Origin of the sequence: Pseudomonas sp. 31 R 17 (assembly GCF_900004915.1) — a bacterium.
Taxonomy (GTDB): Bacteria; Pseudomonadota; Gammaproteobacteria; order Pseudomonadales; family Pseudomonadaceae; genus Aquipseudomonas; species Aquipseudomonas orientalis_A.
This window is the reverse complement of record NZ_CVTN01000062.1, coordinates 244,919-269,016: the sequence shown is the minus strand read 5'-3', so window position 1 is coordinate 269,016 and position 24,098 is coordinate 244,919. Positions and strand designations below refer to the sequence as shown.

Below are 24,098 nucleotides of genomic sequence, written 5' to 3'. Positions count from 1 at the left end.
ACTCGGGGGAACCTCCAATGTCGCTGCCCGCCCTGCTTGAACAACGCCTGCGCCTGCCCGTGGTGGCTGCCCCCATGTTCCTGATCTCCAACCCGCAACTGGTGCTGGCCTGCTGCCGCAAAGGGGTGGTCGGCAGTTTCCCGGCGCTCAACCAACGCGAAAGCAGCGGCTTCAAGGTCTGGCTGGAGGAAATCGAAGCAGGCCTGGCGCAGCTGGATAACCCCGCCCCCTATGCCGTCAACCTGATCGCGCACAACAGCAACCCACGGCTTGAAGCCGACCTGGCCCTCTGCGTCGAGCACCAAGTGCCCATCGTCATCACCAGCCTCGGTGCCGTGAAGGAGTTGGTCGATGCCGTGCACAGCTACGGTGGCCTGGTGTTTCACGACGTCACCACCCGCCGTCACGCCGAAAAAGCCGCTGAAGCGGGCGTCGATGGGTTGATCGCGGTCGCCGCCGGCGCAGGTGGTCATGCCGGCACCTGGAGTCCCTTTGCGCTGATTGCCGAGATACGCCAGTTCTTCGACAAAACCCTGCTGCTCGCCGGCTGTCTCAACCACGGCCGGGAAATTCTCGCCGCCCAACTGCTCGGTGCGGACCTGGCGTATCTCGGCACGCGCTTTATCGGTACCACCGAAAGCCAAGCACCGGATGCGTATAAAGAGATGCTGCTCACAGCACACGCCGCCGACATCGTGCACACTCCGGCTGTTTCCGGCGTGCCTGCAAGCTTCATGCGCCAGAGCCTGGAAAACGCCGGTTTTGATCTCGCTGCCCTCCAGGGAAAAGGTGAGGCCAATGTCGGCTCCAAGCTCAAACCGTTGAGCGATGAGGCCAAGGCATGGAAGACTGTATGGTCGGCCGGCCAAGGCGTCGGTGAGATCAATGATTTACCCGGCGTGGATGAACTCATCACACGCCTGGACGCTCAATACCGCCAGGCACGCGAAAACGCAGCACAATTGCGCTGGCCACGTTGACCCAGATGCCAGGCCTGCCAATTGAGCCGGCCTGCACAACCTCCCTGAAAAAAGTGCCAAGGATGCCCGCATGAGCGACAACCGTTTCAAGATTGTGTTTGACGGAGCCTTGCGCCCGGGTGTCGAAAGCACCACCGCCAAGCTGAACCTCGCCGAGCTGTTCAAGAGCGACGTCGAGGCGATCGAAAAGCTGTTCACCGGCCGCGAGGTCGCGCTCAAGCGCGATCTGTCCCGTGCCGACGCTGAAACCTATCTCACCGCGCTGCAGAACGCCGGAGTCGACGCACGTATCGAGGCCGAACAACCTGTGGCTTTCAGCCTTGCCGAAACCCACGAGACAGGCTCGTCCGCGCCGGACTTTTCAACCTCCGCCGCATCACCGTATGCACCACCACGCGCAGCCGTCGGCGATAACCTGCCGGAGTATTCCACGCTCAAGGTCTTCACCATCCACGGGCGGATCGGTCGCCTGCGCTATCTCGCCTGGACGCTCGCACTGACCGTCGCGATGCTGGTGGCTGGCGGGATCATCAGTACCGTGGGTTTCGCGGTGGCTACTGCTTCGCCAACGATCGCAATTATTCTCGGCTCGCTGCTGGGTCTCGCGCTGTTTGTGGGACTTGTGGTCGTCAGCGTGCAAATCGGCGTGCAGCGCCTGCACGACATCGGCTGGTCTGGCTGGCTGTACCTGCTGAACCTGGTTCCAGTGGTGAACAGCATTTTCCCTCTGCTGCTGCTGGTATGGCCGGGCAACACCGGCGCCAACCAGTACGGTGCACCTCCACCGCGCAACTCCACGGCGGTTAAAATCCTCGCTTCGTTGTGGCTGGCGTTCATCCCGTTGATGCTCATCGTCGTGGTAACCCTGGGCATGAACGGCTACCTGGACCAACTGGAAGCCAACATGGGCGGCGGCTATGAAAGCAGCTCCATTACCGCCGACGACGCCGCCGCCCCAGACGTCATGGTCGAGGACGAAGCAGCGCAGAGTGCTGACGACACGGCCGAACCTGTAGACTCTCCAGAACAGTGAAGAAACGCCCCCCCGCCTGTGATGCCTCTGTCACAGGCTCGGCGGCGTGGCGATGGAGAAAGGCATGACCCGTTACGCTCTGATCACCGGTGCCTCCAGCGGTATCGGCCTGGCTTTGGCCGAAGCACTGGCTCGACGTGGCCGCAGTTTGATTCTGGTGGCCCGCCAGCGTGATCAGTTGGAAAGCATTGCAACCGAATTGACTCAACGTTTCGGCGTCGAGGTGCTGTTCCGTGCCTGTGACCTGGGCGAGCCGCTGCGGTTGTCGGGTTTTTTACTGGAGCTCGAAGAGGGTGAGCGACAGATCGACCTGTTGGTCAACTGCGCCGGTATCGGCACCAGCGGGCCGTTCCTGGCCCAGGACTGGATGACCGAGCAGGACCTGATCGAAGTCAACATCCTCGCCCTGACTCGCATGTGTCACGCCCTGGGCAATGCCATGGCGCTGCATGGCGGCGGGCAGATTCTCAACGTCGCCTCGGTCGCCGCCTTCCAGCCGGGCCCGTGGATGAGCAGCTACTACGCGAGCAAAGCCTATGTACTGCACTTCTCCGAGGGCCTGCGCGAGGAGCTCAAGACCTGTGGCATCAAGGTTTCGGTGCTCTGCCCCGGGCCTACGCGCACCGCTTTCTTCGGCACCGCGCAAATGGACACTGCAAAACTCGACCGCAGCCAGCAGTTGATGAGCCCCGAAGAAGTCGCGCTCTTCACCGTGCGTGCGCTGGAGAAGAACAAGGCGATCATCATTCCGGGGCGCCGCAACCGCTGGCTCGCCTTCAGCCCGCGCCTGAGCCCACGCTGGCTTACCCGAAAAATTGCCGGTGCGATCAACAAGGCCTATTGCCCGCGTTGAGCGCCCCAGTACACTGACCCTCTCGTTCACTATGGAGAAACAGCTGTGGATACTCTGTTCACCAAGATCATCAATCGAGAAATACCGGCGAACATCATCTATGAAGATGACCAGGTGCTGGCTTTCCACGATATCGCCCCGCAGGCGCCGGTGCATTTCCTGGTCATCCCGAAAAAGCCCATTCGCACCCTCAACGACCTGACCGAGGACGATAAAGCCCTGGCCGGCCATATTCTGTTCACGGCCCAACGCCTGGCGGTGGAGCAAGGCTGCGAAAAAGGCTTTCGCGTGGTGATGAACTGCAACGAAGACGGCGGACAAACCGTGTACCACATCCATATGCACGTGCTGGGTCAGCGCCAGATGAACTGGCCGCCGGGCTGAGTGTGCCGGGGCAAATTGACTCAGCGCAAACGCGCCGTCCTCTCTTGCGGTAAACTGGCCGCCGAGATTCTTTCCGGAGGTCAGCATGACTACCCAACGTCACTACTCGCCGATTGACCGTCTGTTACTGCAAGCCGACACAGCCATGCGTACGCTGCTGCCATTCAGCGGCCAGCCGTACCGCCCGTCACCGGCTATCGTGCAGCCGGACGCGCAGATGAGCGAGAGCGAGACCCGCCACGTGGCCGGCCTGATGCGTATCAACCATACCGGCGAAGTCTGTGCCCAGGCGTTGTACCAGGGCCAGGCCCTGACCGCCAAGTTGCCGCAGATACGTGCGGCGATGGAGCATGCGGCCGATGAAGAGATCGACCACCTGGCCTGGTGCGAACAACGCATTCGCCAATTGGGCAGTCATACCAGTGTGCTGAACCCAGTGTTTTATGGCTTGTCGTTCGGGATTGGCGCCGCTGCCGGCCTGATCAGCGACAAGGTCAGCCTGGGTTTTGTCGCTGCAACCGAGCACCAGGTGTGCAAGCACCTGGACGAGCACCTTGAACAACTGCCGGCCGAGGACCAAAAGTCGCGGGCCATTCTCGAGCAGATGCGCATCGACGAAGAGCATCACGCAGAAAGCGCGCTGGATGCCGGCGGCTTTCGCTTCCCAGCGCCGGTGAGGTTCGGCATGAGCCTGTTGGCCAAGGTCATGACCAAAAGCACCTATAGAATTTGAAAGCATCTCATCCAAAAAAAGGGCGCCATGAAGGCGCCCTTTTTTTGCCCGTCGTTCTACGATCAACCCAACTCGATAATTTCGTAATCATGGGTGATGGCTACACCGGCCGCGCCGAGCATGATCGAGGCCGAGCAGTATTTCTCTGCAGACAGCTCGATGGCACGCTTGACCTGCGCCTCCTTCAGCGCCCGGCCCTTGACCACAAAATGCATATGAATCCTGGTAAACACCTTGGGATCTTCGGTGGCACGCTCGGCCTCCAGAAAGGCTTCGCAGCTTTCCACGGCCTGACGGGATTTTTTCAGGATACTGACCACGTCGAAATTGCTGCAACCGCCGACGCCCAGCAGCAGCATTTCCATCGGGCGTACACCCAGGTTGCGGCCACCGGCTTCCGGCGGGCCGTCCATGACCACCACATGGCCACTGCCCGACTCACCGAGGAACATGGCTTCGCCCGCCCATTGGATGCGTGCCTTCATCGCCCAGACTCCACTGCTAAAAAAGGGTCGCCAGCTTAGCACAGGGCCTCAGGACAGCCGTGCACTGCATGAAAACGATCAATAAACAGCGTTTGCCGGTGAAATACGCTAATCGAGTCAGAATGTGTCTGGTAAGCTGGCGCCAAATCAATGGCGCATTGCCATCCTTTGTACAGCGTACGTCAATGCCGGTATCGCTGATAAAAACAAATCCAACCCCATCGCGCAGTCTTTCGGGATACAACCATGGTTGCTCTTACTCCCACACCCAAGATCAAGAACCTCGACAAGCTGCTGATGCATTGCCAGCGCCGGCGTCATCCGGCCAAGCACAACATCATCTGCGCGGGCGAGCGCTCCGAAACCCTGTTCTTCATTATCAAGGGCTCGGTCACCATCCTGATCGAGGACGAAGACGGTCGCGAGATGATCATCGCCTACCTCAACACCGGGGATTTCTTTGGCGAGCTGGGACTGTTCGAGCAGGCGGGCAAGGAGCAGCAGCGCAGCGCCTGGGTACGCACCAAGGTGGAGTGCGAAGTGGCCGAGATCAGCTATACGAAATTTCGCGAACTGGCCCAACAGGATCCGGACATTCTGTATGCCTTGAGCGGGCAGATTGCCCAGCGCCTGCGGGATACCACGCGCAAGGTCGGCGACCTGGCATTCTTCGATGTGACCGGGCGTGTCGCTCGCTGCCTGCTGGAGCTGTGCAAGCAACCTGACGCCATGACCCACCCCGATGGCATGCAGATCAAAGTCACACGCCAGGAAATCGGGCGCATCGTCGGCTGTTCGCGGGAAATGGTGGGACGCGTGCTCAAGGATCTGGAAGAGCGCAACCTGGTGCACGTCAAAGGCAAGACGATGGTGGTGTTCGGCACCCGTTAACCTGGCAGCAAGCCTGCCAGCATCTGACGGTACAAGGTGTCGAGCCGGCTGATCGCGTCGGGCGCGGTGAACACCTCGTGCAGTGCGATATGGCTCTCGGCCCGCACCCGCTGCTCCAGGCCACAGGCTTCATTGAAACGATTGACCGCCATAATCAGCTCATCGCGATCGTTGTCCAGCAATAAGGCACCGTGCACCAAGCCCACCGGGCGACCACCGCTCTGGCGCCAACGTTGGGCCGTGCCGACCATTTTCCGGCCGTTGAGATTGACGTTGTAACGACCGTCGCAGAACGCGCCGTCGATTTCGCCAACGGATGCGTCGCCGCCCAACTCGATCAATACATCACAAATCGGCTGGCACAACCGTTGGTAGCCGGTTTCGATGCGCCCTTGATCGCCTTCACTGCGCGGGGGCGCGTAGACCAGGGCGATATTGACCGTGGCTGCGGACTGCGGCACCGGCTCACCGCCGGTTTCGCGCAACAACACCGGCCAACCCGCGTCTGCCGAGACCTGGCTGGCGGCTTCAAAGGCCGGTAATCGGCTCAAACGGCGTGGCATGACCAAGGCTTGATCGTTGGGCTGCCAGAACAACAGACCGAATTCCTGCTCACCGGCGCAGACGGCGGCCAGCAAGGCTTGTTCGGCTGCAAGCCCTGCTTCTACCGTCATCGAAACCGGCTTGGTCATTAACATTTACCCACCTGAATAAGCACAAAACCAATGTGGGAGGGGGCAAGCCCCCTCCCACACTTTTTTGCTGCATTTCAAAAACGGACCGACTGCGCTGGAATCAATCCAGGGTCGAACCGCTGACCGTCACGCCACGCTCCGGGAAGAACAGACGCTGCAGTTCGGCCCCTGGGTTCTCGGCGCGCATGAACGTCTCGCCGACCAGGAACGCATACACTTCGCTGATTTCCATCAGCTCCACATCGGCGCGGTTGACGATGCCGCTCTCGGTAATCACCAGGCGATCACGCGGAATACGCGGCAGCAGATCAAGGGTGGTTTCCAGACTGACGTCGAAGGTATGCAAGTTACGGTTGTTGACCCCCACCAGCGGGGTGTCGAGAATTTTCAGCGCGCGCTCCAGCTCGTCGCCATCATGCACCTCGACCAGTACATCCAGGCCCACACCCTTGGCCACAGCCGCCAGCTCGGCCATCCTCACGTCATCCAGGGCGGAAACGATCAGCAGCACACAGTCGGCACCCAGCGCGCGGGCTTCGACGATCTGGTAGGGATCAACCATGAAATCCTTGCGAATCACCGGCAACTTGCACGCAGCGCGTGCCTGCTGCAGGAATAAGTCGGAACCCTGGAAGTAATCGATGTCAGTCAGTACAGACAGGCAGGTCGCCCCACCCTTTTCATAACTGGCGGCGATTTCATGCGGCACGAAGTGTTCGCGGATAACGCCTTTGCTCGGGGAGGCCTTCTTGATCTCAGCGATCACAGCCGGCTGCTTGAGCTTGGCCTGGGCGATCAAGGCGTTGGCAAAACCGCGCGGTGCATCGGCAGCCTTTGCCTGGGCTTCCAGTTCAGCCAGGCTCACACGGGCACGGCGCTCGGCAACTTCTTGAGCCTTGCGCGCCAGGATTTTTTCCAGAACGGTAGGAACACTCATGCTTCATTCTCCATCTTGAATACGGCGGTGAATGCTCCGAGTTCTTCGAGTTTCTCGCGAGCCAGACCGGTGTGCAATGCATCGTGAGCCAGGGCCACACCTTCCTTAAGACTATAGGCATGGTCCGCTGCGTAAAGTGCCGCGCCCGCATTGAGCACAATCATTTCCGCAGCCTTTTGACCGTTTTCGGTTTTGCGTCGCCCCAATGCATCACGAATCAATTCAAGCGATGCCGCCGGGCTTTCCACCGCCAGGCCGTGCAGGCTCTGGCTTTTCATGCCCAGGTCCTCAGGCTCGACCCAGTATTCAGTGACCTGGTCGTCCTTCAACTCTGCCACGAAGGTCGGTGCGGCCAGGCTGAATTCATCCAGACCGTCTTTGGAGTGCACCACCAGCACATGCTTGCTGCCCAGGCGCTGCAGCACTTCAGCCAACGGCCGGCACAACGCCTGGCTGAAGACACCGACGACCTGATGTTTCACGCCGGCCGGATTCGTAAGCGGGCCGAGCATATTGAACAGGGTACGCAGGCCGAGGTCCTTGCGCGGGCCGGCGGCGTGTTTCATCGCGCCATGGTGGGACTGGGCAAACATGAAGCCAATGCCGACGCTGTCAATGCAGCGTGCCACCTGTACCGGCGTCAGGTTCAGGTAGATACCGGCGGCTTCCAGCAAGTCGGCGCTGCCACTTTTGCCGGACACCGCGCGATTGCCGTGCTTGGCCACGGTGCAGCCCGCTGCCGCGACCACGAACGAGGACGCCGTCGATACGTTGAAAATGTTCGCACCGTCGCCGCCGGTGCCGACCACATCGACCACGCCGTCGAGGGTCTTGAGTTCGACCTTGTCCGCCAGCTCACGCATCACCGACACGGCGCCGACGATTTCGTCGATGCTTTCGCTCTTCATGCGCATGGCCATCATAAAGGCGCCGATCTGTGCGTCGGAGCACTGACCGGTCATGATCTCGCGCATCACATCGCTCATTTCAGCGGTGCTCAGGTCCAGGTGGCCGACGATACGACCCAGGGCAGTCTTGATATCCATGGAAAGTCCTTAGCGCGTGCCGCCGCTCTGCTTGAGAAAATTGGCGAACAGCTCGTAGCCCTGCTCGGTCAGGATCGATTCAGGGTGAAACTGCACCCCTTCGATATTCAGTGTCTTGTGGCGCAGGCCCATGATCTCATCGACCGAGCCGTCCTCCAGCTGGGTCCAGGCCGTCAGTTCCAGGCACTCGGGCAGGGTTTCGCGCTTGACCACCAGGGAATGGTAACGGGTCACGGTTACAGGATTGTTGAGCGCCTGGAAGACCCCCAGGTCCTTGTGAAATACCGGGCTGGTCTTGCCGTGCATCACCTCGCGTGCGCGCACCACTTCACCGCCAAAGGCCTGGCCAATGGACTGGTGCCCCAGGCACACGCCCAGAATCGGCAGCTTGCCGGCGAAATACTGGATGGCTTCCAGGGAGATGCCCGCTTCGGTCGGCGTGCACGGGCCGGGCGATACCACGATGCGCTCCGGGTTCAGCGCAGCGATCTGGGCGACTGTCAGTTCGTCGTTGCGCACCACCTTGACCTCGGCACCCAGCTCGCCCAGGTACTGCACAACGTTGTAGGTAAAGGAATCGTAGTTATCAATCATCAGCAACATGTGGGTTCAAACCTCTTGAATTCACTGATTTCAAATGACCGCCTTCCAGGCATTTGGCCCGCTGCCGGACGCACGTTCCGGTTGCCGGGGTAAGCGGCAAGGGGCGTCAAACAGGGTGAAGAAGGCAAATCGGTACAGGTCCGGCCAGGCCGGCGGAGAAAAATGTCAGGCGCGCCAACGCCAACGGGCGTGTGCCTTGACTACTCGCATCAAGAGTCTGCTGATGGTCAACACGGGGAGGGTCTCATTCATACGTCCAGGCACAGTAACGTAGCCTCGCCAACCGTGCAATATGGCGCCGCAAATACGGGCTGGGCTCTATGCGCTGCCCACAGCAAAATTCGGTTTTGCCCTATAGAAAACGCTCGATACTTTGCTAGTGTTTCGGTTCCGACACAAAAACAACTCAATGGAATTTTCCATGCTCAGAACTCCGTTCTTCGCGCCCCTGGCCGCCGGCTTGCTTTCCCTGGCTTGTGCACAGGCTCATGCAGCATCGTCACCCTATTCAACGATGGTGGTATTCGGTGACAGCCTGGCCGATGCCGGCCAGTTTCCCGACGGCAGTGCCGGATCGACCCTGCGCTTCACCAACCGTACCGGGCCGACGTTCCAGGGAGACTATGGTCTGGTTTCTTCGACGCTGCTCGGCGCGAAGCTGGGTGTAGCGCCAAACGACCTGAATGCCTCCACCTCACCGGTGCGCGCGATCCAGGGCTTGCCGGACGGAAACAACTGGGCGGTCGGCGGCTACCGTACCGACAATATCCTCGACTCCATCACCAACGTCTCCAACGCGGCGATTCCACCCGGCAATGCCGGGGGCGGCACGGTGCTGCGCAGTCGACAGGGTTACCTGCCGGCAAACGGCGGGCTGGCCGATCCGAATGCGCTGTACTTTCTGTCCGGTGGCGGCAATGACTTCCTCCAGGGTCGCGTACTCAGCCCCGCTCAAGCGGTCGCCGCCGGCGGGCGATTGGCCGACAGTGCCCAAGCCCTGCAACAAGCCGGTGCGCGTTACATCATGGTATGGATGTTGCCCGACATCGGCCTGACGCCGGCCGTCAACGGCACGCCGCAGCAGGCAGCGACGTCGGCCCTGAGCGCTGTTTTCAACCAGTCCCTGGTACAGCGCCTGTCGCAGATCGATGCGCAGGTCATCCCGCTGAACATTCCATTGTTATTGAATGAAGCCTTTGCCAATCCGGCCCGCTTCGGCCTCGCCACCGGGCAAAACCTCACGGGCACCTGCTTCAGTGGCAACAGTTGCACCGCCAATCCGGTGTACGGCATCGGTGGCACCAACCCGGACCCGACCAAGCTGATCTATAACGACTCGGTCCACCCGACCATCGCCGGGCAACAGCTGATCGCCGACTACGCCTATTCGCTGCTCGCCGCGCCGTGGGAAATCACGCTGCTGCCGGAAATGGCCCAGGGCACATTGCGCGCCCACCAGGATGAGTTGCGCAATCAATGGCAGGCAGACACCGGCCACTGGCAAGCCGTCGGCCAATGGCGCGCGATCGTGGCAGCCGGCGGCCAGCGGCTGGATTTCGACGACCAGAACAGCTCGGCAAGCGGCGATGGCAGCGGTTACAACCTCAATATCGGCGGCAGCTACCGACTCAACGAAGCCTGGCGCGTAGGCGTCGCCGCGGGCCTGTACCGCCAGACACTGGAAGCCGGCGCCAGCGATTCGGATTACAAGCTCAACAGCTACATGGGCACCGCGTTCGCCCAATATCAGCAGAATCACTGGTGGGCCGATGCGGCCTTGACCGGCGGCAAACTGGACTTCGATAACCTCAAGCGCAAGTTCGCCCTGGGCGTCAGCGAAGGTTCGGAGAAAGGTGACACCGATGGCTGGCTCTGGGCCTTGAGTGGCCGCGTGGGCTACGACATCGCTGCGCCAGGCAGCGACTGGCACTTGTCGCCCTTCATCAGCGCCGATTATGCGCGCGTCGAAGTCAACGGCTACTCGGAGAAAGACAGCCGCTCCACCGCCCTGACCTTTGATGACCAGCAGCGCGACTCCAAACGCCTTGGCGTCGGCCTGCAAGGCAGCTACCGCATCACCCCGCAGACCCAGGTGTATGGGGAAGTGGCGCATGAGCATGAGTTCGAGAACGACACGCAGAAGGTCAACATCGCGCTCAACAGCGTGCCGGGGATCGACTTCAAGCTGGACGGGTATGCGCCGCGCAGTAATTCGGATCGCTTGAGCCTGGGTGTCAGCCACAAGCTGACGCAGGAACTGGCGTTGCGCGCGGCGTATAACGTGAGGAAGGATGACAACCTGACCCAGCAAGGGGTCAGTGTCGGGGTGAGCCTGGATTTCTAACGGCAGCACAATGAAGGTCTAATGTGGGAGGGGGCTTGCCCCCGATAGCAATGTGTCAGCCAGCACATCATGACCTGACAGACCGCCATCGGGGGCAAGCCCCCTCCCACAGTTTGATCTACATTTGGCTTCAGTCCTGCGGGGTTTGCTCGGCCAGCGCCACCGCCCGGAACATCGCGCGGCGCTTGTTCAGGGTTTCTTCCCATTCCAGGGCCGGCACCGAGTCCGCCACAATGCCGCCACCGGCCTGCACATGCAGTTCGCCATCCTTGATCACTGCCGTACGGATCGCAATCGCGGTGTCCATGTTGCCGTTCCAGGCGAAATACCCCACGGCGCCGCCGTAGACGCCCCGCTTGACCGGCTCCAGCTCGTCGATGATTTCCATCGCGCGAATCTTCGGCGCGCCCGACAAGGTACCGGCCGGCAGAATGGCACGCAGTGCGTCCATTGCGGTCAACCCGGCTTTCAGTTCCCCGGTGACGTTGGACACAATGTGCATCACATTGGAGTACCGTTCGATGACCATCTTCTCGGTCAACTTCACCGAGCCGATTTCCGAGACACGCCCCGTGTCATTGCGCCCCAGATCAATCAGCATCAGGTGCTCGGCGATTTCCTTGTCGTCGCTCAACAGGTCTTCTTCCAGCGCCAGGTCCGCTTCTTCGGTGGCGCCACGCGGGCGCGTACCGGCGATGGGCCGCACGGTGATCAGGTTGTCTTCGACGCGCACCAGCACTTCCGGTGAACTGCCCACCACGTGGAAATCACCGAAGTTGAAGAAGTACATGTACGGCGTCGGGTTGAAGCAGCGCAGCGCCCGGTACAGGTCAATCGGCGCCGCCTTGAAATCAATCGACATCCGTTGCGACGGCACCACCTGCATGCAGTCACCGGCGAGGATGTATTCCTTGATGGTGTCCACTGCGCGCTCGTAGTCCGCCTGCGTGAAGCTGGAACGAAACACCGGGTCAGCGGCAGGCGGACGGCTGAGGTCCAGGCCACGACGCGGCGTGATCGGCTGGCGCAGCTTGTCCAGCAGTGCTTCGAGACTGGCCTGGCCTTGTTCGTAGGCATCCGCCCGGGACGGGTCGGCCAGCACAATCGCGTGCATCTTGCCGGCGAGGTTGTCGAACACCACGACCGCATCGGAGACCATCAGCAGGATGTCAGGCACGCCCAGCGGGTCCGGGTTCGGGCATTTACCCAGGCGCTGCTCCACGTAGCGCACGCAGTCATAACCGAAATACCCCACCAGGCCGCCGTTAAAACGCGGCAGGCCGGCAATGGTCGGCACGTTGTAGCGCGCCTTGAAGGCCTCGACGAACGCCAGCGGGTCGTCTACGTCATGGCTTTCGATCTCGACGCCATCATGGGTGATGCTCACATGATGGTCATGAACCCGCAGTACCGTGCGGCACGGCAGGCCGATGATCGAATAACGGCCCCACTTCTCGCCGCCCTGTACCGACTCCAGCAGATACGAGTTCGGCTCATCGGCCAGTTTCAGGTAGATAGACAGCGGCGTGTCGAAGTCGGCCAGGGTTTCGCGGGCCATGGGGATACGGTTATAGCCGGCAGCGGCCAAACGCAGGAATTCTTCGCGGATCATCAGGTGCCTCGTGGTGTGAGGGTCAATCGGTCAGGTAGGCAAACGTGCCGCACAAAGCGGCCAGGATCAGTCAGGCGCGCCAACGCCAGCGGGCCAGGGCCTTGATGACTTTCATCCAGAGTTTGCGAGTGACCACCACGATGGGATTTCCTGAAAAGGACGGATCAATATCGGGCAACGTTATCTCAGCGCCCGCGCCCAGGCAACCGGGGATTAACAGGCGCAGGTCATCAATCACCAGCGCCGGGGATTCTTCGGCAATCGGCCGGCCATGGTTGTAGCCGTAACTCAAGGCCACGCACTGCACCCCTGCGGCTTTTGCCGCCAATACATCGCTGCGCGAATCGCCCACGAACAACGATTGGGACGCCGGAATGTTGGCCATTTTCATCACGAAGAACAGCGCCGCCGGGTCGGGCTTTTTCTGCGGCAGGGTATCGCCGCCGATGATCCAGCGAAAATACCGGCCGATCTTCATCTGGTCCAACAGCGGTGCGACAAAGCGCTCCGGCTTGTTGGTGATCAAGGCCATTTCCACGCCTTGCTTGCTCAACCATTTGAGGGTGTCACGCACGCCGGGGTACACCACCGTCAGTTCGTGGCTGCTTTCATAGGCGGCATTGAACAGCTCCAGGGCATGTTCGGCTTCCACCTCATCCACACCGGCGGCGTCGATATTGCCCGCCAGCGCCCGACGCACCAGCATCGGCGCGCCGTTACCGACCCATTCGCGAACCGCCTCGATCCCCGCAGGCTTGCGCCCCAGTTTGAGCAGCATCTGGTCCACCGCCGCCGCCAGGTCGGGCACCGAGTCGATCAAGGTACCGTCCAGATCGAACATCACCAGCCGTGGCAATTTGCCGGGGAACAACTGCTCAAAGCCGCTCATGGACGCGCCAGCGCCAGTTCGGCGTGCATCTTGGCGATCACTTCCTGGTAATCCGGGGCATTGAAGATCGCCGAGCCGGCCACGAACGTATCGGCACCCGCAGCAGCGATCTCGCGAATATTATTGACGTTGACCCCACCGTCGATTTCCAGGCGGATGTCGCGGCCCGATGCGTCGATCAGCGCCCGCGCTTCGCGCAGTTTGTTCAGGGTGCCGGGGATGAACTTCTGCCCGCCAAAGCCCGGGTTGACGCTCATCAACAGCACCATGTCGACCTTGTCCATCACGTACTCCAGCACGCTCAAGGGTGTGGCCGGGTTGAACACCAGGCCTGCCTTGCAGCCGCCTTCGCGGATCAGTTGCAGGGTACGGTCGACGTGCCGCGTGGCTTCCGGGTGGAACGTGATGTAGGTCGCACCGGCGTCGATGAAGTCGCCGACAATGCGGTCCACCGGGCTGACCATCAGGTGTGCGTCGATCGGCGCGGTAATCCCGTACTTGCGCAGCGCCGCGCAGACCATCGGGCCGATGGTCAGGTTGGGCACGTAGTGGTTGTCCATGACGTCGAAGTGCACGAAGTCGGCGCCGGCGGCCAACACCTTGTCCACTTCTTCGCCCAGGCGGGCGAAGTCGGCGGAGAGAATCGATGGAGCAATGACGAAGGGCTGCATGACGCACCTTTTTTGAGCTAAATCACGATGGCGCGCATTGTATACCTCAGCTTTGCCCTGCGCACCGTGACCTCACTCAACGGCTAGTACGCCGCCCGGTAGATTTTCTCGATATCGGCCGCGCTGAGCTGGCGCGGGTTATTGCGCATCAGCCGTTCGATGCCCGCCGCTTCAGTGGCCATCGCCGGGATAGCCTCCTCAGGCACGCCGAAACTGCGCAGGCCGGCCGGGATTTCGACGGCGGCGCACAGTTTCGTCATCGCCTCGACAGCCTGGTCGGCGGCATCATTCACGCTCAGCCCGCTGACATTCACGCCCATGGCCTGGGCGATGTCGCGCATCCGCTCGACACAGGCCAGCTTGTTCCAGTGCATCACATAGGGCAGCAACAGCGCGTTGCTCACGCCATGGGCGATGTTGAACCGGCCGCCCAACGGATACGCCAGCGCATGCACCGCGCCCACGCCGGCATTGCCGAAGGCCATCCCGGCCATCAGGCTGGCGGTGGCCATGTCGTCACGGGCTTGCAGGTTGGCCGGGTTGGCGTAAACCTTGGGCAGTGCGCTGGCAATCAGCTTGATCGCGCCGATCGCCAGCGCATCGGTGATCGGCGAGGCGTTCAGCGACAGGTAGGATTCAATGGCATGCACCAGTGCGTCGACGCCACTGGCGGCGGTGACGCTGCGGGGACAAGTGAGGGTCATTTGCGGGCTGATCAGCGCCACATCCGGCAGCAGGTAGTCGCTGACGATGCCTTTTTTCAGCTGCGCGACCTTGTCCGAGAGGATTGCCACGTTGGTCACCTCCGAGCCGGTGCCCGCCGTGGTGGGAATGGCGATCAACGGCGGGCCCTTGCGCGGCACCTGGTCGACCCCGAACAAATCCGCCAGGGCGCCGTGGTAACCGGCGTAAGCGGCGACGCTCTTGGCGATGTCGATGGCACTGCCGCCGCCCACGCCGATCAGGCCATCGTGCCCGCCATCGCGGTAGGCCTGCATGCAGTCTTCGACAATGGCGATTTCCGGGTCGGGCAGCACGCGGTCGAAAATTTCATACGGGCGGCCGCCCAAGTGCTCGAGCGCCAGCGCCACCGTGCCGGACTTGACCAGCACGGCATCGGTGACGATCAACGGGTTATCCACATCCAGGCGGGTGAGTTCGGCGGCGAGCTGCTCAATGGCGCCAGCGCCGGTGAGCAATTTGTGGGCGATCTTGAATGAGGAAGTACTCATGTGCGCGGCCTCTTATTGAGAGATGGGCTGGCACAAGAGTAGCTCGGGATTTCGGGTTGCCCAGCATTCAGCAACTGAATGGTCATTATCTGAGTGAACACAAAACCAATGTGGGAGGGGGCTTGCCCCCGATAGCAGTGTGTCAGTCAGCACATCTGAGACTGATACACCGCTATCGGGGGCAAGCCCCCTCCCACATTTTGATCTGTGCCGGGTTTCAGACCTGTGCGGTACGCAGCTTTTCGCCCCGCCCGCGCAACCATTCAAGCGTCAGCAACAGCACCACTGAAAACCCGATCAGCAACGTCGCCGCCGCTGCAATCGTCGGGCTGAGGTTTTCCCGAATGCCGCTGAACATCTGCCGTGGCAACGTGGCTTGCTCGGGCCCTGCGAGAAACAGCGTCACCACCACTTCATCGAACGAGGTGGCGAAGGCAAACAGAGCCCCGGAAATCACTCCTGGGGCGATCAGCGGCAAGGTCACCCGGCGAAACGCGGTCAACGGTGACGCGCCCAGGCTGGCCGCGGCCCGCACCAGATTGTGGTTGAAACCCTGCAAGGTCGCCGACACGGTAATGATCACAAACGGCACGCCCAGCACCGCATGCACCACGATCAACGAGAAGAAGCTGTTACCCAGACCCAGCGGGGCAAAGAACAGGTAACTGGCCACGCCGATAATCACCACCGGCACCACCATCGGCGAAATCACCAATGCCATCACCAATGCCTTGCCGGGGAAGTTGCCACGGGTCAGGCCAATCGCCGCCAGCGTGCCGAACACCATCGCCAGCACCGTGGCCGCCGGGGCGACGATGATGCTGTTGCGCAGGGCGCGCATCCATTCGGCCGAGGCGAAGAAGTCCTGATACCACTGCAGCGAAAAGCCCTGCAACGGATACACCAGGAAACTGCCGCTGTTGAACGACAGCGGGATGATCACCAGTACCGGCAGGATCAGGAACAGCAGGATCAGGCCACACAGAATCCGCAGGCTGTAGAACCACAGCCGTTCCACCGGTGACATATAAGGACTCAGCATCGCAGGGTCTCCTCAGCTCAGGCGCAGGCGACTGGCGCCCACCAGCCGGTTGTAGATCAGGTACAACAGCACCGTCGCCAGCAGCAGCAAGCCGCCCAGCGCCGTGGCCATGCCCCAGTTGATGCTGGTGTTGGTATAGAAGGCCACGAAGTAGCTGACCATCTGGTCGTTCGGGCTGCCCAGCAAGGCCGGGGTGATGTAGTAACCAATCGCCAGGATAAACACCAACAGGCAACCGGCGCCGACACCGGCGTAGGTCTGCGGGAAGTACACGCGCCAGAAGCTGGCGAAGGGGTGACAGCCCAGGGAAATCGCCGCACGCATGTAGGTTGGCGAAATGCCCTTCATCACGCTGTAGATCGGCAGGATCATGAACGGCAGCAGGATATGCACCATGGAGATGTACACACCGGTACGGTTGAACACCAACTCCAGCGGCGTATCGATCAGGCCCATGCCCATCAGGGCGCTGTTGATCAGGCCGCCGGATTGCAGCAGTACGATCCACGCCGCCACCCGCACCAGGATCGAGGTCCAGAACGGCAGCAATACCAGGATCATCAGCAGGTTGCTTTTACGCGCCGGCAGGTTGGCCAGCAGGTACGCCAGGGGATAGGCCAGCAGCAGGCAGATCACGGTGATGACCAGGCCCATCCAGAATGTGCGGGCGAAGATATCCAGATAGATAGCCTGGTCCGGGGTGGCCGGCGCGATTTCGCCCAGGTCGTCGATACGGTGATCGACGGCCGCCAGCAGATAGTAAGGCGTCAGGCTGCTGGTATTGCGTCGGATCGCCTGCCAGTACGCCGGGTCGCCCCAGCGTTCGTCGAGGGTTTCCAGCGCAGCTTTATAAGAGGCCGGCGCGTCGGCAAACGGCAGCGCCCGCGCGGTTTTGGTCAGCAGGCTGCGATAGCCGGCCAGTTCCATGTTCAAGCGCTTGGACAGATCGCCCAGGGTCTGGTTTTTGCGCGCTTCGCCCAGATCCTCACTGAGCGCCTGGTACACCGACTCGCCGGGCAAGCCACGACCGTCCCAGGCCGTCACTGCCACCACTGTGCGCGGCAGGCCTGCGACCACTTCCGGGTTGCCGACGCTTTTGTAGAGCAGCGCAACAATGGGCACCAGGAACACCAGCAGCAAAAACAGCACCAGCGGCGCAATCAAGGCCTGGGCCTTCCAGCGGTTGAGCCGCTCGGCACGGGCCAGGCGCTGCTTGAGGGTGGGAATGGCGAGGGCCATGACTGAACTCCGGATCTTGAAGATAAATGCAGATCCCCTGTGGGAGGGGGCTTGCCCCCGATAGCGGCGGGTCAGTCAGCCTGTGTATTGCCTGACACACCGCCATCGGGGGCAAGCCCCCTCCCACATGGATTATTTGGCGGCCCAGGAATTGAAACGCTGCTCAAGCTGCTCGCCGTTATCGGCCCAGAAGCTCACATCGATCTGCACCTGGTTGGCGATATTTTCAGGAGTGGTCGGCATGTCCTTGAGCACGTCTTTGGCCAGCAACTGCACGGCCTGGGTGTTGGCCGGGCCGTAGGCGATGTTTTCCGAATAGATCTTCTGCTGCTGCGGCTGCACCGAAAAGGCGATGAATTTTTTCGCCGCTTCGGCGCGATCCTTCGCCAGGCCTTTTGGAATGGCCCAGGCGTCGAAGTCGTAGATGCCGCCGTTCCACACCACTTTGAGGTTGCTTTCTTTCTGCACGGCGGCGATCCGGCCGTTGTAGGCCGAGCTCATCACGACGTCACCCGAGGCCAGGTATTGCGGCGGCTGTGCACCGGCTTCCCACCACTGGATCGACGGCTTGAGTTCGTCGAGTTTCTTGAATGCACGGTCCTGGCCATCTTTGCCGGCCAGCACTTTGTAGACGTCCTTGGGCGCTACGCCGTCGGCCATCAGCGCGAATTCCAGGGTGTATTTGGCGCCTTTGCGCAGGCCACGCTTACCCGGGAATTTCCTGGTGTCCCAGAAATCCGCCCAGCTGGTCGGTGCACTGGCGAGTTTGTCGGCGTTGTAGGCCAGCACCGTCGACCACACGAAGAAGCCCACGCCGCAGGGCTGGATCGCGCCTTTGACATAGTCGGCGCCGTTGCCGAACAGTTTCGGGTCGAGGGGCTCGAACATGTCTTCGTCGCAACCACGGGACAGTTCAGGCGACTCCACTTCCACCAGGTCCCAGGACACGCTCTTGGTGTCGACCATGGCTTTGACCTTGGCCATTTCACCGTTGTATTCACCGGCAATGATCTTGCCGTTGCCCGCGCTTTCCCACGGGGCATAGAAGGCCTTGACCTGGGCCGCCTTGTTCGCGCCGCCAAAGGAAACGACGGTCAGGTCCGGGCCTGCCATGGCCTGTGTCGCGCCCATCAGGCCGATAGCCAGGGCCGAATACTTAAGGGATCTCAACATTGTTGTGCTCTCCACGTGCAGGGTTGGTGAAGCCAGGGGGCGATCAATTCGCCTCTAGAAGTGGGTCGAGTGCGCGAACGTGCTCGACTTGCCAGCCAATCGGTACCACGTCGCCGACCGTCAGGGCCGGGTCCAGCTCGGCGATCGGTTGTTTCACGAAAAAATCGGTCTTGCCGCAGACTTCCAGGCGCACACGCACGTGGTCGCCCAGGTAGATGAACTCCGCCACCCGCCCGGAAAAACGGTTGATGCAGCGATCACTTGCGCCATTGAGGCTGACGCGCTCCGGCCGCACCGACAGCGTCACCGGGCCGCCGATCGAGCCGACGTTCACCGCCAGCGCCTCGACCTTTTCGCCGCGCGCCAGCTCCACCACACAGCGCTCGCCGGTGTGGCTGTGCAGACGGCCATTGAGACGGTTGTTTTCGCCGATGAAGTTGGCCACAAAGGTATTTTTCGGCTCTTCATACAGGCTGCGCGGCGCGGCGATCTGCTGGATTTCGCCCTGGTGGAACACCGCCACGCGGTCGGACATGGTCAAGGCTTCGCCCTGGTCATGGGTCACATACACCACGGTCACGCCGAGGCGCTGATGCAGGTGCTTGATTTCCATCTGCATGTGTTCGCGCAATTGCTTGTCGAGGGCACCGAGGGGTTCGTCCATCAGTACCAATTGCGGCTCGAACACCAAGGCGCGGGCCAACGCCACCCGCTGTTGCTGGCCCCCGGACAGTTGCGCCGGATAGCGTTGGGCGAACGCGTCGAGCTGGACCATGCTCAGCACGCGCTTGACCCGCTCACTGATGTCGGTCTTGCTCAAGCCACGCACGGACAGCGGAAACGCCAGGTTCTCGGCCACGGTCATGTGCGGGAACAATGCATAGTTCTGGAACACCATGCCGATGTCGCGCTTGTGCGGCGGCACGTTATTGATCGAGCGCCCGGCCAGCTGGATTTCGCCGGCGGTGGGTGTTTCAAAGCCGGCCAGCATCATCAGGCTGGTGGTCTTGCCCGAACCGGACGGCCCGAGCAGGGTGAGGAACTCGCCCTTGCGAATCTCCAGGTTGAGGTCTTTGACGATCAGGTTTTCGCCATCGTAGCTTTTCTGCACGCCACGAAAGCTGACCAGCACATCATTTGAATCCACCTCGCTCATACCCGCACCTTTGTGTTTTGGACCGCTGTGACACAAGCGTAGTCCAGGCGCAAGGCCCCGGAAATCGGGGGCGAGGAGAGAATCCCATCAGCCGGATGGAAGGTTCGGGGTAGGGATCGCCCTACACGGATGGCGGGCATGGGACAGTGCAGCTGCAAGCGACGAGCTGCAAGCGGCAAGAACAGGCTCGGCGGCGTTTTTGAGGTGTCGCTGATGGATATGCGCTACAGCAGCTTGTGTTCCATGGCGTATTTCACCAACTCGGCCAGGGAGGTGATATTGAGCTTTTGCATCAAGCGCGCCTTGTGCGTGCTGATGGTTTTGCTGCTCAGGGCCAACTGCAGGGCGATGTCGTTGACGTTGGCACCTTGTGCCAGGCGTTCAAACACCGAGAATTCGCGCTCCGACAGCAGCGAGTGCAAGGGGCGCGAATCCGTCAGGCCGACTTCGAAGACCATGCGGTCTGCCAGGTCCGGGTCGATATAGCGCCCACCCGCCGCGACCTTGCGAATCGCCATCAGCAGCAATGCCGGGTCGCTGTCCTTGGTGGCATAGCCGGCCGCACCCACCTTCAGGGCACGGGCGGCCATTTGCGCCTCATCGTGCATGGACAGCACCAGGATCGCCGGCGGGTTGCTCAGCGCGCGGATACGCGCGATAGCCTCCAGGCCATTCACGCCGGGCATGGAGATATCCAGCAACACCACCTCGCACGGCACATGGCGCAGGGTCTCGAGCAACTGCTCGCCATTGCTCGCTTCGCCTACCACCAGCAGGTCCTTGGCCAGGCCGATCAATTGCTTGATGCCTTCCCGGACAATGGTGTGGTCTTCGGCTACCAGTACGCGGATCACAGGGGTTTCCTCTTATCGTTATGCATCCAGCGGCACCGTGACGCTCAGGGTGGTGCCCTCCCCCAACTCGCTGACCAGGCTCAACTGCCCGCCCATGATCAGTACCCGTTCGCGCATGCCGACCAGGCCGAACGATACCGCTCGCCCCTGCGCCTGCACGAAACCGATACCGTCATCGCTGATGGTCAGCCGCAGGTTCGGGCCATCCACGCCCAGCGTCAGCTCCACAGTATGCGCCTGGGCATGGCGCATCACATTGGTCAGCGCCTCCTGCAGGATACGGAACAGGCCGATGGCCTTGGCGTCGCTCAGTAGCGGCGGGTTTTCCGGGACGCGTACCAGGCAGGGAATCTGCGTGCGCGCTTCGAAGCGTCGCGCCTGCCATTCGATGGCCGAGGCAATGCCGGCGTCGAGAATCGGCGGGCGCAGCGCCGTGGCGACATCACGGACCAATTGAAAAAGCTGGGCGATCAGGCGCTTCATGCTGTTCAAGCGCTCGTTCAGGCCCGGGTCGAGTTGCGCATAGGCCAATTCACACATTGAGGTTTCCAGCTTGAGCACGGTGAGCATCTGCCCCAGTTCGTCGTGTACTTCGCGGGCGATACGCGCCTTTTCTTCTTCGCGCACCGTTTCCAGGTGGGCTGACAATTGGCGCAACTGTGCCTCGCTTTGCAGCAGGGCGGCCACATAACGGCGGCGCTCGGTGACGTCAGTCAGGTAAACCACAAGGTACTCGCCGTCGGCAAAGCGCAGGAAACTCAACGACACATCCGCCGGCAGGATACTGCCGTCGGCGCGCAGGCAGTCGGTGGCGAAGGTCTGCGCGCCCTCCTCGCTGGCACGCCCACGCTTCCACAGATTGAGCCAGCGGTCCATGGTCAATGTCGGGTCGAAATCGATCAGCGGTCGCTCGATCAATGCGCCAGCGCCATAGCCGAGCATGGTTTCGGCGGCGCGATTGGCGTAACGCACGTGACTGTCCCAATTGACCCACAGGATGCCGACCGTACTTTGATCGATGGAAAACTGCGTCAGGCGCAAGGCTTCAGCGCCAGCGGCGCGCGCCGCACTTTCCTCTCGCGCCGCCAACAGGTCGTGCTCCAGGTTGCGTTGTTGGCGGCGCTGCCAGAGCACCGCGGCGAGGCTGGCGAGCAGTAATAGCCCAAGCAGCACGCTAAGATTTTTCCACACGCCCATGGCGTTTGATAAACGCGGGTACTGAGGTTGCAGCCAGCGGCTGTGCAATTGGTCGAGGTCGCGGGCGGGTATCGCCCGCAAGGCGCTTTGCATGATGCCGGCCAGCTGCGGCCATTCACGCCGCGTGGCCACCCGCAGCAACTGCGGCAGGCCGATATCGCCGACCACCGCCAGCCCGGCAAACTCCGCCTCGCCGGATAACCGGCCCAGTTGCGCCTCATCCACCACCGCATAGCGGGCCTGCCGGCTCACCAGTAACTGCAGGGCCTGGCGCTCCATGGGCACGCCTTGCAGGTTGAGGTTGGGATAGGTGCTGCGCAGGTAGTCGGCCACCGTGCTGGGCATGCGCACCGCGATGCGCGATTGTGCGTCGAGTTTTTCCAGCTCCACCGCGCCGCCGCCTTCACGAATACCGACAATATGCTGGGGCACGCGCATATAGGGGTCGCTGAACAACCACAGGCGCAAGCCGGCCGGGGTTTGCTGCAGGCCGGGGGCAATGTCCACCTCGCCGTCGCGCACGGCGGCCTCCAATTGCTGCTGATCGGGAAAGTTGCGCCAGGTCAGCTCGATGCCCAGTGCCCTGGCCAGCCACTGCATCAACTCGACATTGGCCCCGGACAACCGCTGCAGCCGTCGGTCGTATTGCGCGTAAGGCGCCTGCAACACCAGGCCCACCCGCAGCTGCGGATGCTGCGCCAGCCACACACGCTGCTGCGCATCCAGTTGCGCCTGGGGCACGACGGGGGCAGGCGCCGCGTTCGCCATCAAGGCAACACACAGACAGCCGATAACCAGCAGCAAGCGAAAACCCATGATCCACGTCTCACATCACTGACAAATACCGATCAACCCATTAGGCTGCTGGGATCTTCCGGCCGGGATTTAACGATGCCACCTCTAAACCGTTCGGCACTGCCAGCATTGTGCCTGTCGCTGCTATTTACCAGCGCCTTTTCTGTTCAAGCCGCCGATGCGCCTGCAGCCGTCGCGGAAAAACCTGCCGAGCGCCAGCCCTTGCCCGAGCGCAGCGAGGCAGAAGCCCGCGCGCTCGAACGCCAGGTTGCGCAACAGGAACAACAACAATTGCAGGCCGGCAGCGAGTCGTTCCTGGCCCTGTGGAGGCCCGCCAACAGCGCCGAACCCCAGGGCGTGGTGATTATCGTGCCAAGTGCGGGCGAAAATGCCGACTGGCCGCAAGCGATCGGCCCGTTGCGGCGCAAACTGCCGGACGCTGCCTGGGGCACCCTCAGCCTGTCATTGCCGGACGTCAATCTGGACACCTTGCCGCCACGCGTCATCGAGCCGCCCAAAGCGGCGGTCGATACCAGCAGCAAGGACGGCAGCACGGTCGCCAAACCCGTCGAACAGGCCGCCAGCGCGGAAGCCGAAGGCACTGACCCGGCGGTGGTACCGGGCGCGGATGAACAGGACAAGACCGACGCCAAACGTATCTTCGACCGCATCGACGCTGCCGTCGCCTTCGCCCAGACCCAGGGCGCCCGCAGTGTGGCACTGCTCGGTCACGGCACAGGCGCATGGTGGGCTGCGCGTTACCTGAGCGAGAAACAACCCGCCCAGGTGCAGAAACTGGTGATGGTGGCCGGCAAGACACCCGCCGCTCGTCAACCGGACCTGCAGCAATTGGCGCCAGCGCTGAAAGTACCTACGGCGGATGTGTTCTACCAGGACGGCGCCCAGGACGGCAAAAACGCACTGGCCCGTATCCAGGCAGCCAAACGCGGCAAGAATGACGGCTACAAGCCAGTGCAACTCCATGCCCTGCCCGGCAACGATGCCGCCGAGCAGGAGCAGCTCTACCGGCGAGTTCGCGGCTGGTTGAGCCCGCAGCCCGATTGAACACAGTTGTGTGGGAGGGGGCTTGCCCCCGATAGCCATAAGTATCTACACAACTCAGCCGCGCCCAACCGTAACCACGATGCGAAGCGAGCCGCTCTTGATCTTGATCTGCTTTTGATCTTAAGCGCCCCGTCAAACCACGCTGGCCGAACGCAGGCTTGAATCCGTGGGTAACCCGGCAGGACGCCG

The 24,098-nt window shown here is 61.7% G+C and carries 23 protein-coding genes; 8 read left to right on the top strand and 15 right to left on the bottom strand.

Going from position 1 to position 24,098, the window contains the following annotated elements; genetic code table 11:
- Positions 1–17: 17 nt before the first annotated feature.
- The 5 genes from BFP89_RS11170 to coq7 all read left to right on the top strand — a co-directional run bounded on the left by BFP89_RS11170 (position 18) and on the right by coq7 (position 3,983).
- Positions 18–980: an NAD(P)H-dependent flavin oxidoreductase gene (locus BFP89_RS11170; RefSeq protein ID WP_065885532.1), complete on the top strand. Its 963-nt coding sequence runs from the start codon at positions 18–20 to the stop codon at positions 978–980.
- Between the two features lie 70 nt (positions 981–1,050).
- A complete protein-coding gene (locus BFP89_RS11165; RefSeq protein WP_065885531.1) occupies positions 1,051–2,013 on the top strand; it encodes a DUF805 domain-containing protein in 963 nt (320 codons plus the stop codon).
- Between the two features lie 64 nt (positions 2,014–2,077).
- Positions 2,078–2,866 carry an SDR family NAD(P)-dependent oxidoreductase gene (locus BFP89_RS11160; RefSeq protein ID WP_065885530.1) on the top strand — a complete coding sequence of 263 codons (789 nt, stop codon included), beginning with the start codon at positions 2,078–2,080 and terminating at the stop codon, positions 2,864–2,866.
- 45 nt (positions 2,867–2,911) lie between these two features.
- Positions 2,912–3,250, top strand: a complete 339-nt coding sequence (locus BFP89_RS11155) for a histidine triad nucleotide-binding protein (protein ID WP_065885529.1) — start codon at positions 2,912–2,914, stop codon at positions 3,248–3,250.
- An 85-nt stretch (positions 3,251–3,335) separates the two neighbouring features.
- The gene (gene coq7 / locus BFP89_RS11150) at positions 3,336–3,983 is read left to right on the top strand and encodes a 2-polyprenyl-3-methyl-6-methoxy-1,4-benzoquinone monooxygenase (protein ID WP_065885528.1); all 648 of its coding nucleotides are present in this window, start codon (positions 3,336–3,338) and stop codon (positions 3,981–3,983) included.
- 62 nt (positions 3,984–4,045) lie between these two features.
- On the opposite strand, the gene BFP89_RS11145 is transcribed toward coq7, so the two are convergent.
- Complete coding sequence (locus BFP89_RS11145) at positions 4,046–4,468, bottom strand: OsmC family protein (protein WP_003210947.1); 423 nt, start codon at positions 4,466–4,468, stop codon at positions 4,046–4,048.
- 246 nt (positions 4,469–4,714) lie between these two features.
- On the opposite strand from BFP89_RS11145, the gene crp reads away from it, so the two are divergent.
- Positions 4,715–5,359 (top strand): cAMP-activated global transcriptional regulator CRP, encoded by a 645-nt coding sequence (gene crp / locus BFP89_RS11140; protein WP_057723693.1) that lies wholly within the window; start codon positions 4,715–4,717, stop codon positions 5,357–5,359.
- Here the strand turns inward: crp and BFP89_RS11135 are convergent.
- From BFP89_RS11135 to BFP89_RS11120, 4 genes are all read right to left on the bottom strand, one after another.
- Positions 5,356–6,051, bottom strand: coding sequence for a lipoate--protein ligase family protein (locus BFP89_RS11135; protein ID WP_065885527.1), 696 nt, complete (start codon positions 6,049–6,051; stop codon positions 5,356–5,358). The two genes, crp and BFP89_RS11135, sit on opposite strands and share 4 nt — an antisense overlap.
- Before the next feature lie 103 nt (positions 6,052–6,154).
- Entirely contained in the window at positions 6,155–6,991 is an 837-nt protein-coding gene (gene trpC, locus BFP89_RS11130; RefSeq protein ID WP_065885526.1) for an indole-3-glycerol phosphate synthase TrpC, read from the bottom strand.
- Positions 6,988–8,037 (bottom strand): anthranilate phosphoribosyltransferase, encoded by a 1,050-nt coding sequence (gene trpD / locus BFP89_RS11125; RefSeq protein WP_065885525.1) that lies wholly within the window; start codon positions 8,035–8,037, stop codon positions 6,988–6,990. The genes trpC and trpD overlap by 4 nt, the downstream gene beginning before the upstream one ends.
- Positions 8,038–8,046: 9 nt before the next feature.
- Positions 8,047–8,640, bottom strand: a complete 594-nt coding sequence (locus BFP89_RS11120) for an aminodeoxychorismate/anthranilate synthase component II (RefSeq protein ID WP_065885524.1) — start codon at positions 8,638–8,640, stop codon at positions 8,047–8,049.
- 421 nt (positions 8,641–9,061) lie between these two features.
- On the opposite strand from BFP89_RS11120, the gene estP reads away from it, so the two are divergent.
- Positions 9,062–10,984, top strand: a complete 1,923-nt coding sequence (gene estP, locus BFP89_RS11115) for an esterase EstP (RefSeq protein ID WP_065885523.1) — start codon at positions 9,062–9,064, stop codon at positions 10,982–10,984.
- A 130-nt stretch (positions 10,985–11,114) separates the two neighbouring features.
- On the opposite strand, the gene trpE is transcribed toward estP, so the two are convergent.
- From trpE to BFP89_RS11065, 10 genes are all read right to left on the bottom strand, one after another.
- The gene (trpE, locus tag BFP89_RS11110) at positions 11,115–12,596 is read right to left on the bottom strand and encodes an anthranilate synthase component I (RefSeq protein ID WP_065885522.1); all 1,482 of its coding nucleotides are present in this window, start codon (positions 12,594–12,596) and stop codon (positions 11,115–11,117) included.
- Positions 12,597–12,666: 70 nt separating this feature from the next.
- A complete protein-coding gene (locus BFP89_RS11105; RefSeq protein ID WP_065885521.1) occupies positions 12,667–13,485 on the bottom strand; it encodes a phosphoglycolate phosphatase in 819 nt (272 codons plus the stop codon).
- Positions 13,482–14,156: a ribulose-phosphate 3-epimerase gene (gene rpe / locus BFP89_RS11100; protein WP_065885520.1), complete on the bottom strand. Its 675-nt coding sequence runs from the start codon at positions 14,154–14,156 to the stop codon at positions 13,482–13,484. The genes BFP89_RS11105 and rpe overlap by 4 nt, the downstream gene beginning before the upstream one ends.
- 83 nt (positions 14,157–14,239) lie before the next feature.
- Positions 14,240–15,388, bottom strand: coding sequence for an iron-containing alcohol dehydrogenase (locus tag BFP89_RS11095; RefSeq protein WP_065885519.1), 1,149 nt, complete (start codon positions 15,386–15,388; stop codon positions 14,240–14,242).
- 217 nt (positions 15,389–15,605) lie between these two features.
- Positions 15,606–16,430, bottom strand: a complete 825-nt coding sequence (locus BFP89_RS11090) for an ABC transporter permease (RefSeq protein WP_065885518.1) — start codon at positions 16,428–16,430, stop codon at positions 15,606–15,608.
- 12 nt (positions 16,431–16,442) lie between these two features.
- The gene (locus BFP89_RS11085) at positions 16,443–17,669 is read right to left on the bottom strand and encodes an ABC transporter permease (RefSeq protein WP_065885517.1); all 1,227 of its coding nucleotides are present in this window, start codon (positions 17,667–17,669) and stop codon (positions 16,443–16,445) included.
- A gap of 132 nt (positions 17,670–17,801) precedes the next feature.
- The gene (locus BFP89_RS11080; RefSeq protein WP_065885516.1) at positions 17,802–18,842 is read right to left on the bottom strand and encodes an ABC transporter substrate-binding protein; all 1,041 of its coding nucleotides are present in this window, start codon (positions 18,840–18,842) and stop codon (positions 17,802–17,804) included.
- Between the two features lie 43 nt (positions 18,843–18,885).
- Complete coding sequence (locus BFP89_RS11075) at positions 18,886–19,998, bottom strand: ABC transporter ATP-binding protein (RefSeq protein WP_065885515.1); 1,113 nt, start codon at positions 19,996–19,998, stop codon at positions 18,886–18,888.
- Between the two features lie 224 nt (positions 19,999–20,222).
- A complete protein-coding gene (locus BFP89_RS11070; RefSeq protein ID WP_057723679.1) occupies positions 20,223–20,852 on the bottom strand; it encodes a response regulator in 630 nt (209 codons plus the stop codon).
- 18 nt (positions 20,853–20,870) lie between these two features.
- On the bottom strand, positions 20,871–22,865 hold the full coding sequence (locus tag BFP89_RS11065) for a sensor histidine kinase (RefSeq protein WP_065885514.1): 1,995 nt from the start codon (positions 22,863–22,865) through the stop codon (positions 20,871–20,873).
- A 75-nt stretch (positions 22,866–22,940) separates the two neighbouring features.
- On the opposite strand from BFP89_RS11065, the gene BFP89_RS11060 reads away from it, so the two are divergent.
- Positions 22,941–23,909 carry an alpha/beta hydrolase family protein gene (locus tag BFP89_RS11060; protein ID WP_065885513.1) on the top strand — a complete coding sequence of 323 codons (969 nt, stop codon included), beginning with the start codon at positions 22,941–22,943 and terminating at the stop codon, positions 23,907–23,909.
- The last annotated feature ends 189 nt before the right edge of the window (positions 23,910–24,098 follow it).

Excerpts from the sequence above, each read along its gene's own strand:
- BFP89_RS11095 (WP_065885519.1), bottom strand. The coding sequence starts at position 15,388 with ATGAGTACTTCCTCATTCAAGATCGCCCACAAATTGCTCACCGGCGCT.
- BFP89_RS11170 (WP_065885532.1), top strand. The coding sequence starts at position 18 with ATGTCGCTGCCCGCCCTGCTTGAACAACGCCTGCGCCTGCCCGTGGTG.
- coq7 (WP_065885528.1), top strand. The coding sequence starts at position 3,336 with ATGACTACCCAACGTCACTACTCGCCGATTGACCGTCTGTTACTGCAA.
- BFP89_RS11075 (WP_065885515.1), bottom strand. The coding sequence starts at position 19,998 with ATGAGCGAGGTGGATTCAAATGATGTGCTGGTCAGCTTTCGTGGCGTG.
- estP (WP_065885523.1), top strand. The coding sequence starts at position 9,062 with ATGCTCAGAACTCCGTTCTTCGCGCCCCTGGCCGCCGGCTTGCTTTCC.
- crp (WP_057723693.1), top strand. The coding sequence starts at position 4,715 with ATGGTTGCTCTTACTCCCACACCCAAGATCAAGAACCTCGACAAGCTG.
- trpE (WP_065885522.1), bottom strand. The coding sequence starts at position 12,596 with ATGATCCGCGAAGAATTCCTGCGTTTGGCCGCTGCCGGCTATAACCGT.
- BFP89_RS11160 (WP_065885530.1), top strand. The coding sequence starts at position 2,078 with ATGACCCGTTACGCTCTGATCACCGGTGCCTCCAGCGGTATCGGCCTG.
- rpe (WP_065885520.1), bottom strand. The coding sequence starts at position 14,156 with ATGCAGCCCTTCGTCATTGCTCCATCGATTCTCTCCGCCGACTTCGCC.
- BFP89_RS11085 (WP_065885517.1), bottom strand. The coding sequence starts at position 17,669 with ATGGCCCTCGCCATTCCCACCCTCAAGCAGCGCCTGGCCCGTGCCGAG.
- BFP89_RS11080 (WP_065885516.1), bottom strand. The coding sequence starts at position 18,842 with ATGTTGAGATCCCTTAAGTATTCGGCCCTGGCTATCGGCCTGATGGGC.
- trpD (WP_065885525.1), bottom strand. The coding sequence starts at position 8,037 with ATGGATATCAAGACTGCCCTGGGTCGTATCGTCGGCCACCTGGACCTG.
- BFP89_RS11060 (WP_065885513.1), top strand. The coding sequence starts at position 22,941 with ATGCCACCTCTAAACCGTTCGGCACTGCCAGCATTGTGCCTGTCGCTG.
- BFP89_RS11090 (WP_065885518.1), bottom strand. The coding sequence starts at position 16,430 with ATGCTGAGTCCTTATATGTCACCGGTGGAACGGCTGTGGTTCTACAGC.
- BFP89_RS11165 (WP_065885531.1), top strand. The coding sequence starts at position 1,051 with ATGAGCGACAACCGTTTCAAGATTGTGTTTGACGGAGCCTTGCGCCCG.
- BFP89_RS11145 (WP_003210947.1), bottom strand. The coding sequence starts at position 4,468 with ATGAAGGCACGCATCCAATGGGCGGGCGAAGCCATGTTCCTCGGTGAG.
- trpC (WP_065885526.1), bottom strand. The coding sequence starts at position 6,991 with ATGAGTGTTCCTACCGTTCTGGAAAAAATCCTGGCGCGCAAGGCTCAA.
- BFP89_RS11105 (WP_065885521.1), bottom strand. The coding sequence starts at position 13,485 with ATGAGCGGCTTTGAGCAGTTGTTCCCCGGCAAATTGCCACGGCTGGTG.
- BFP89_RS11120 (WP_065885524.1), bottom strand. The coding sequence starts at position 8,640 with ATGTTGCTGATGATTGATAACTACGATTCCTTTACCTACAACGTTGTG.
- BFP89_RS11065 (WP_065885514.1), bottom strand. The coding sequence starts at position 22,865 with ATGGGTTTTCGCTTGCTGCTGGTTATCGGCTGTCTGTGTGTTGCCTTG.
- BFP89_RS11135 (WP_065885527.1), bottom strand. The coding sequence starts at position 6,051 with ATGACCAAGCCGGTTTCGATGACGGTAGAAGCAGGGCTTGCAGCCGAA.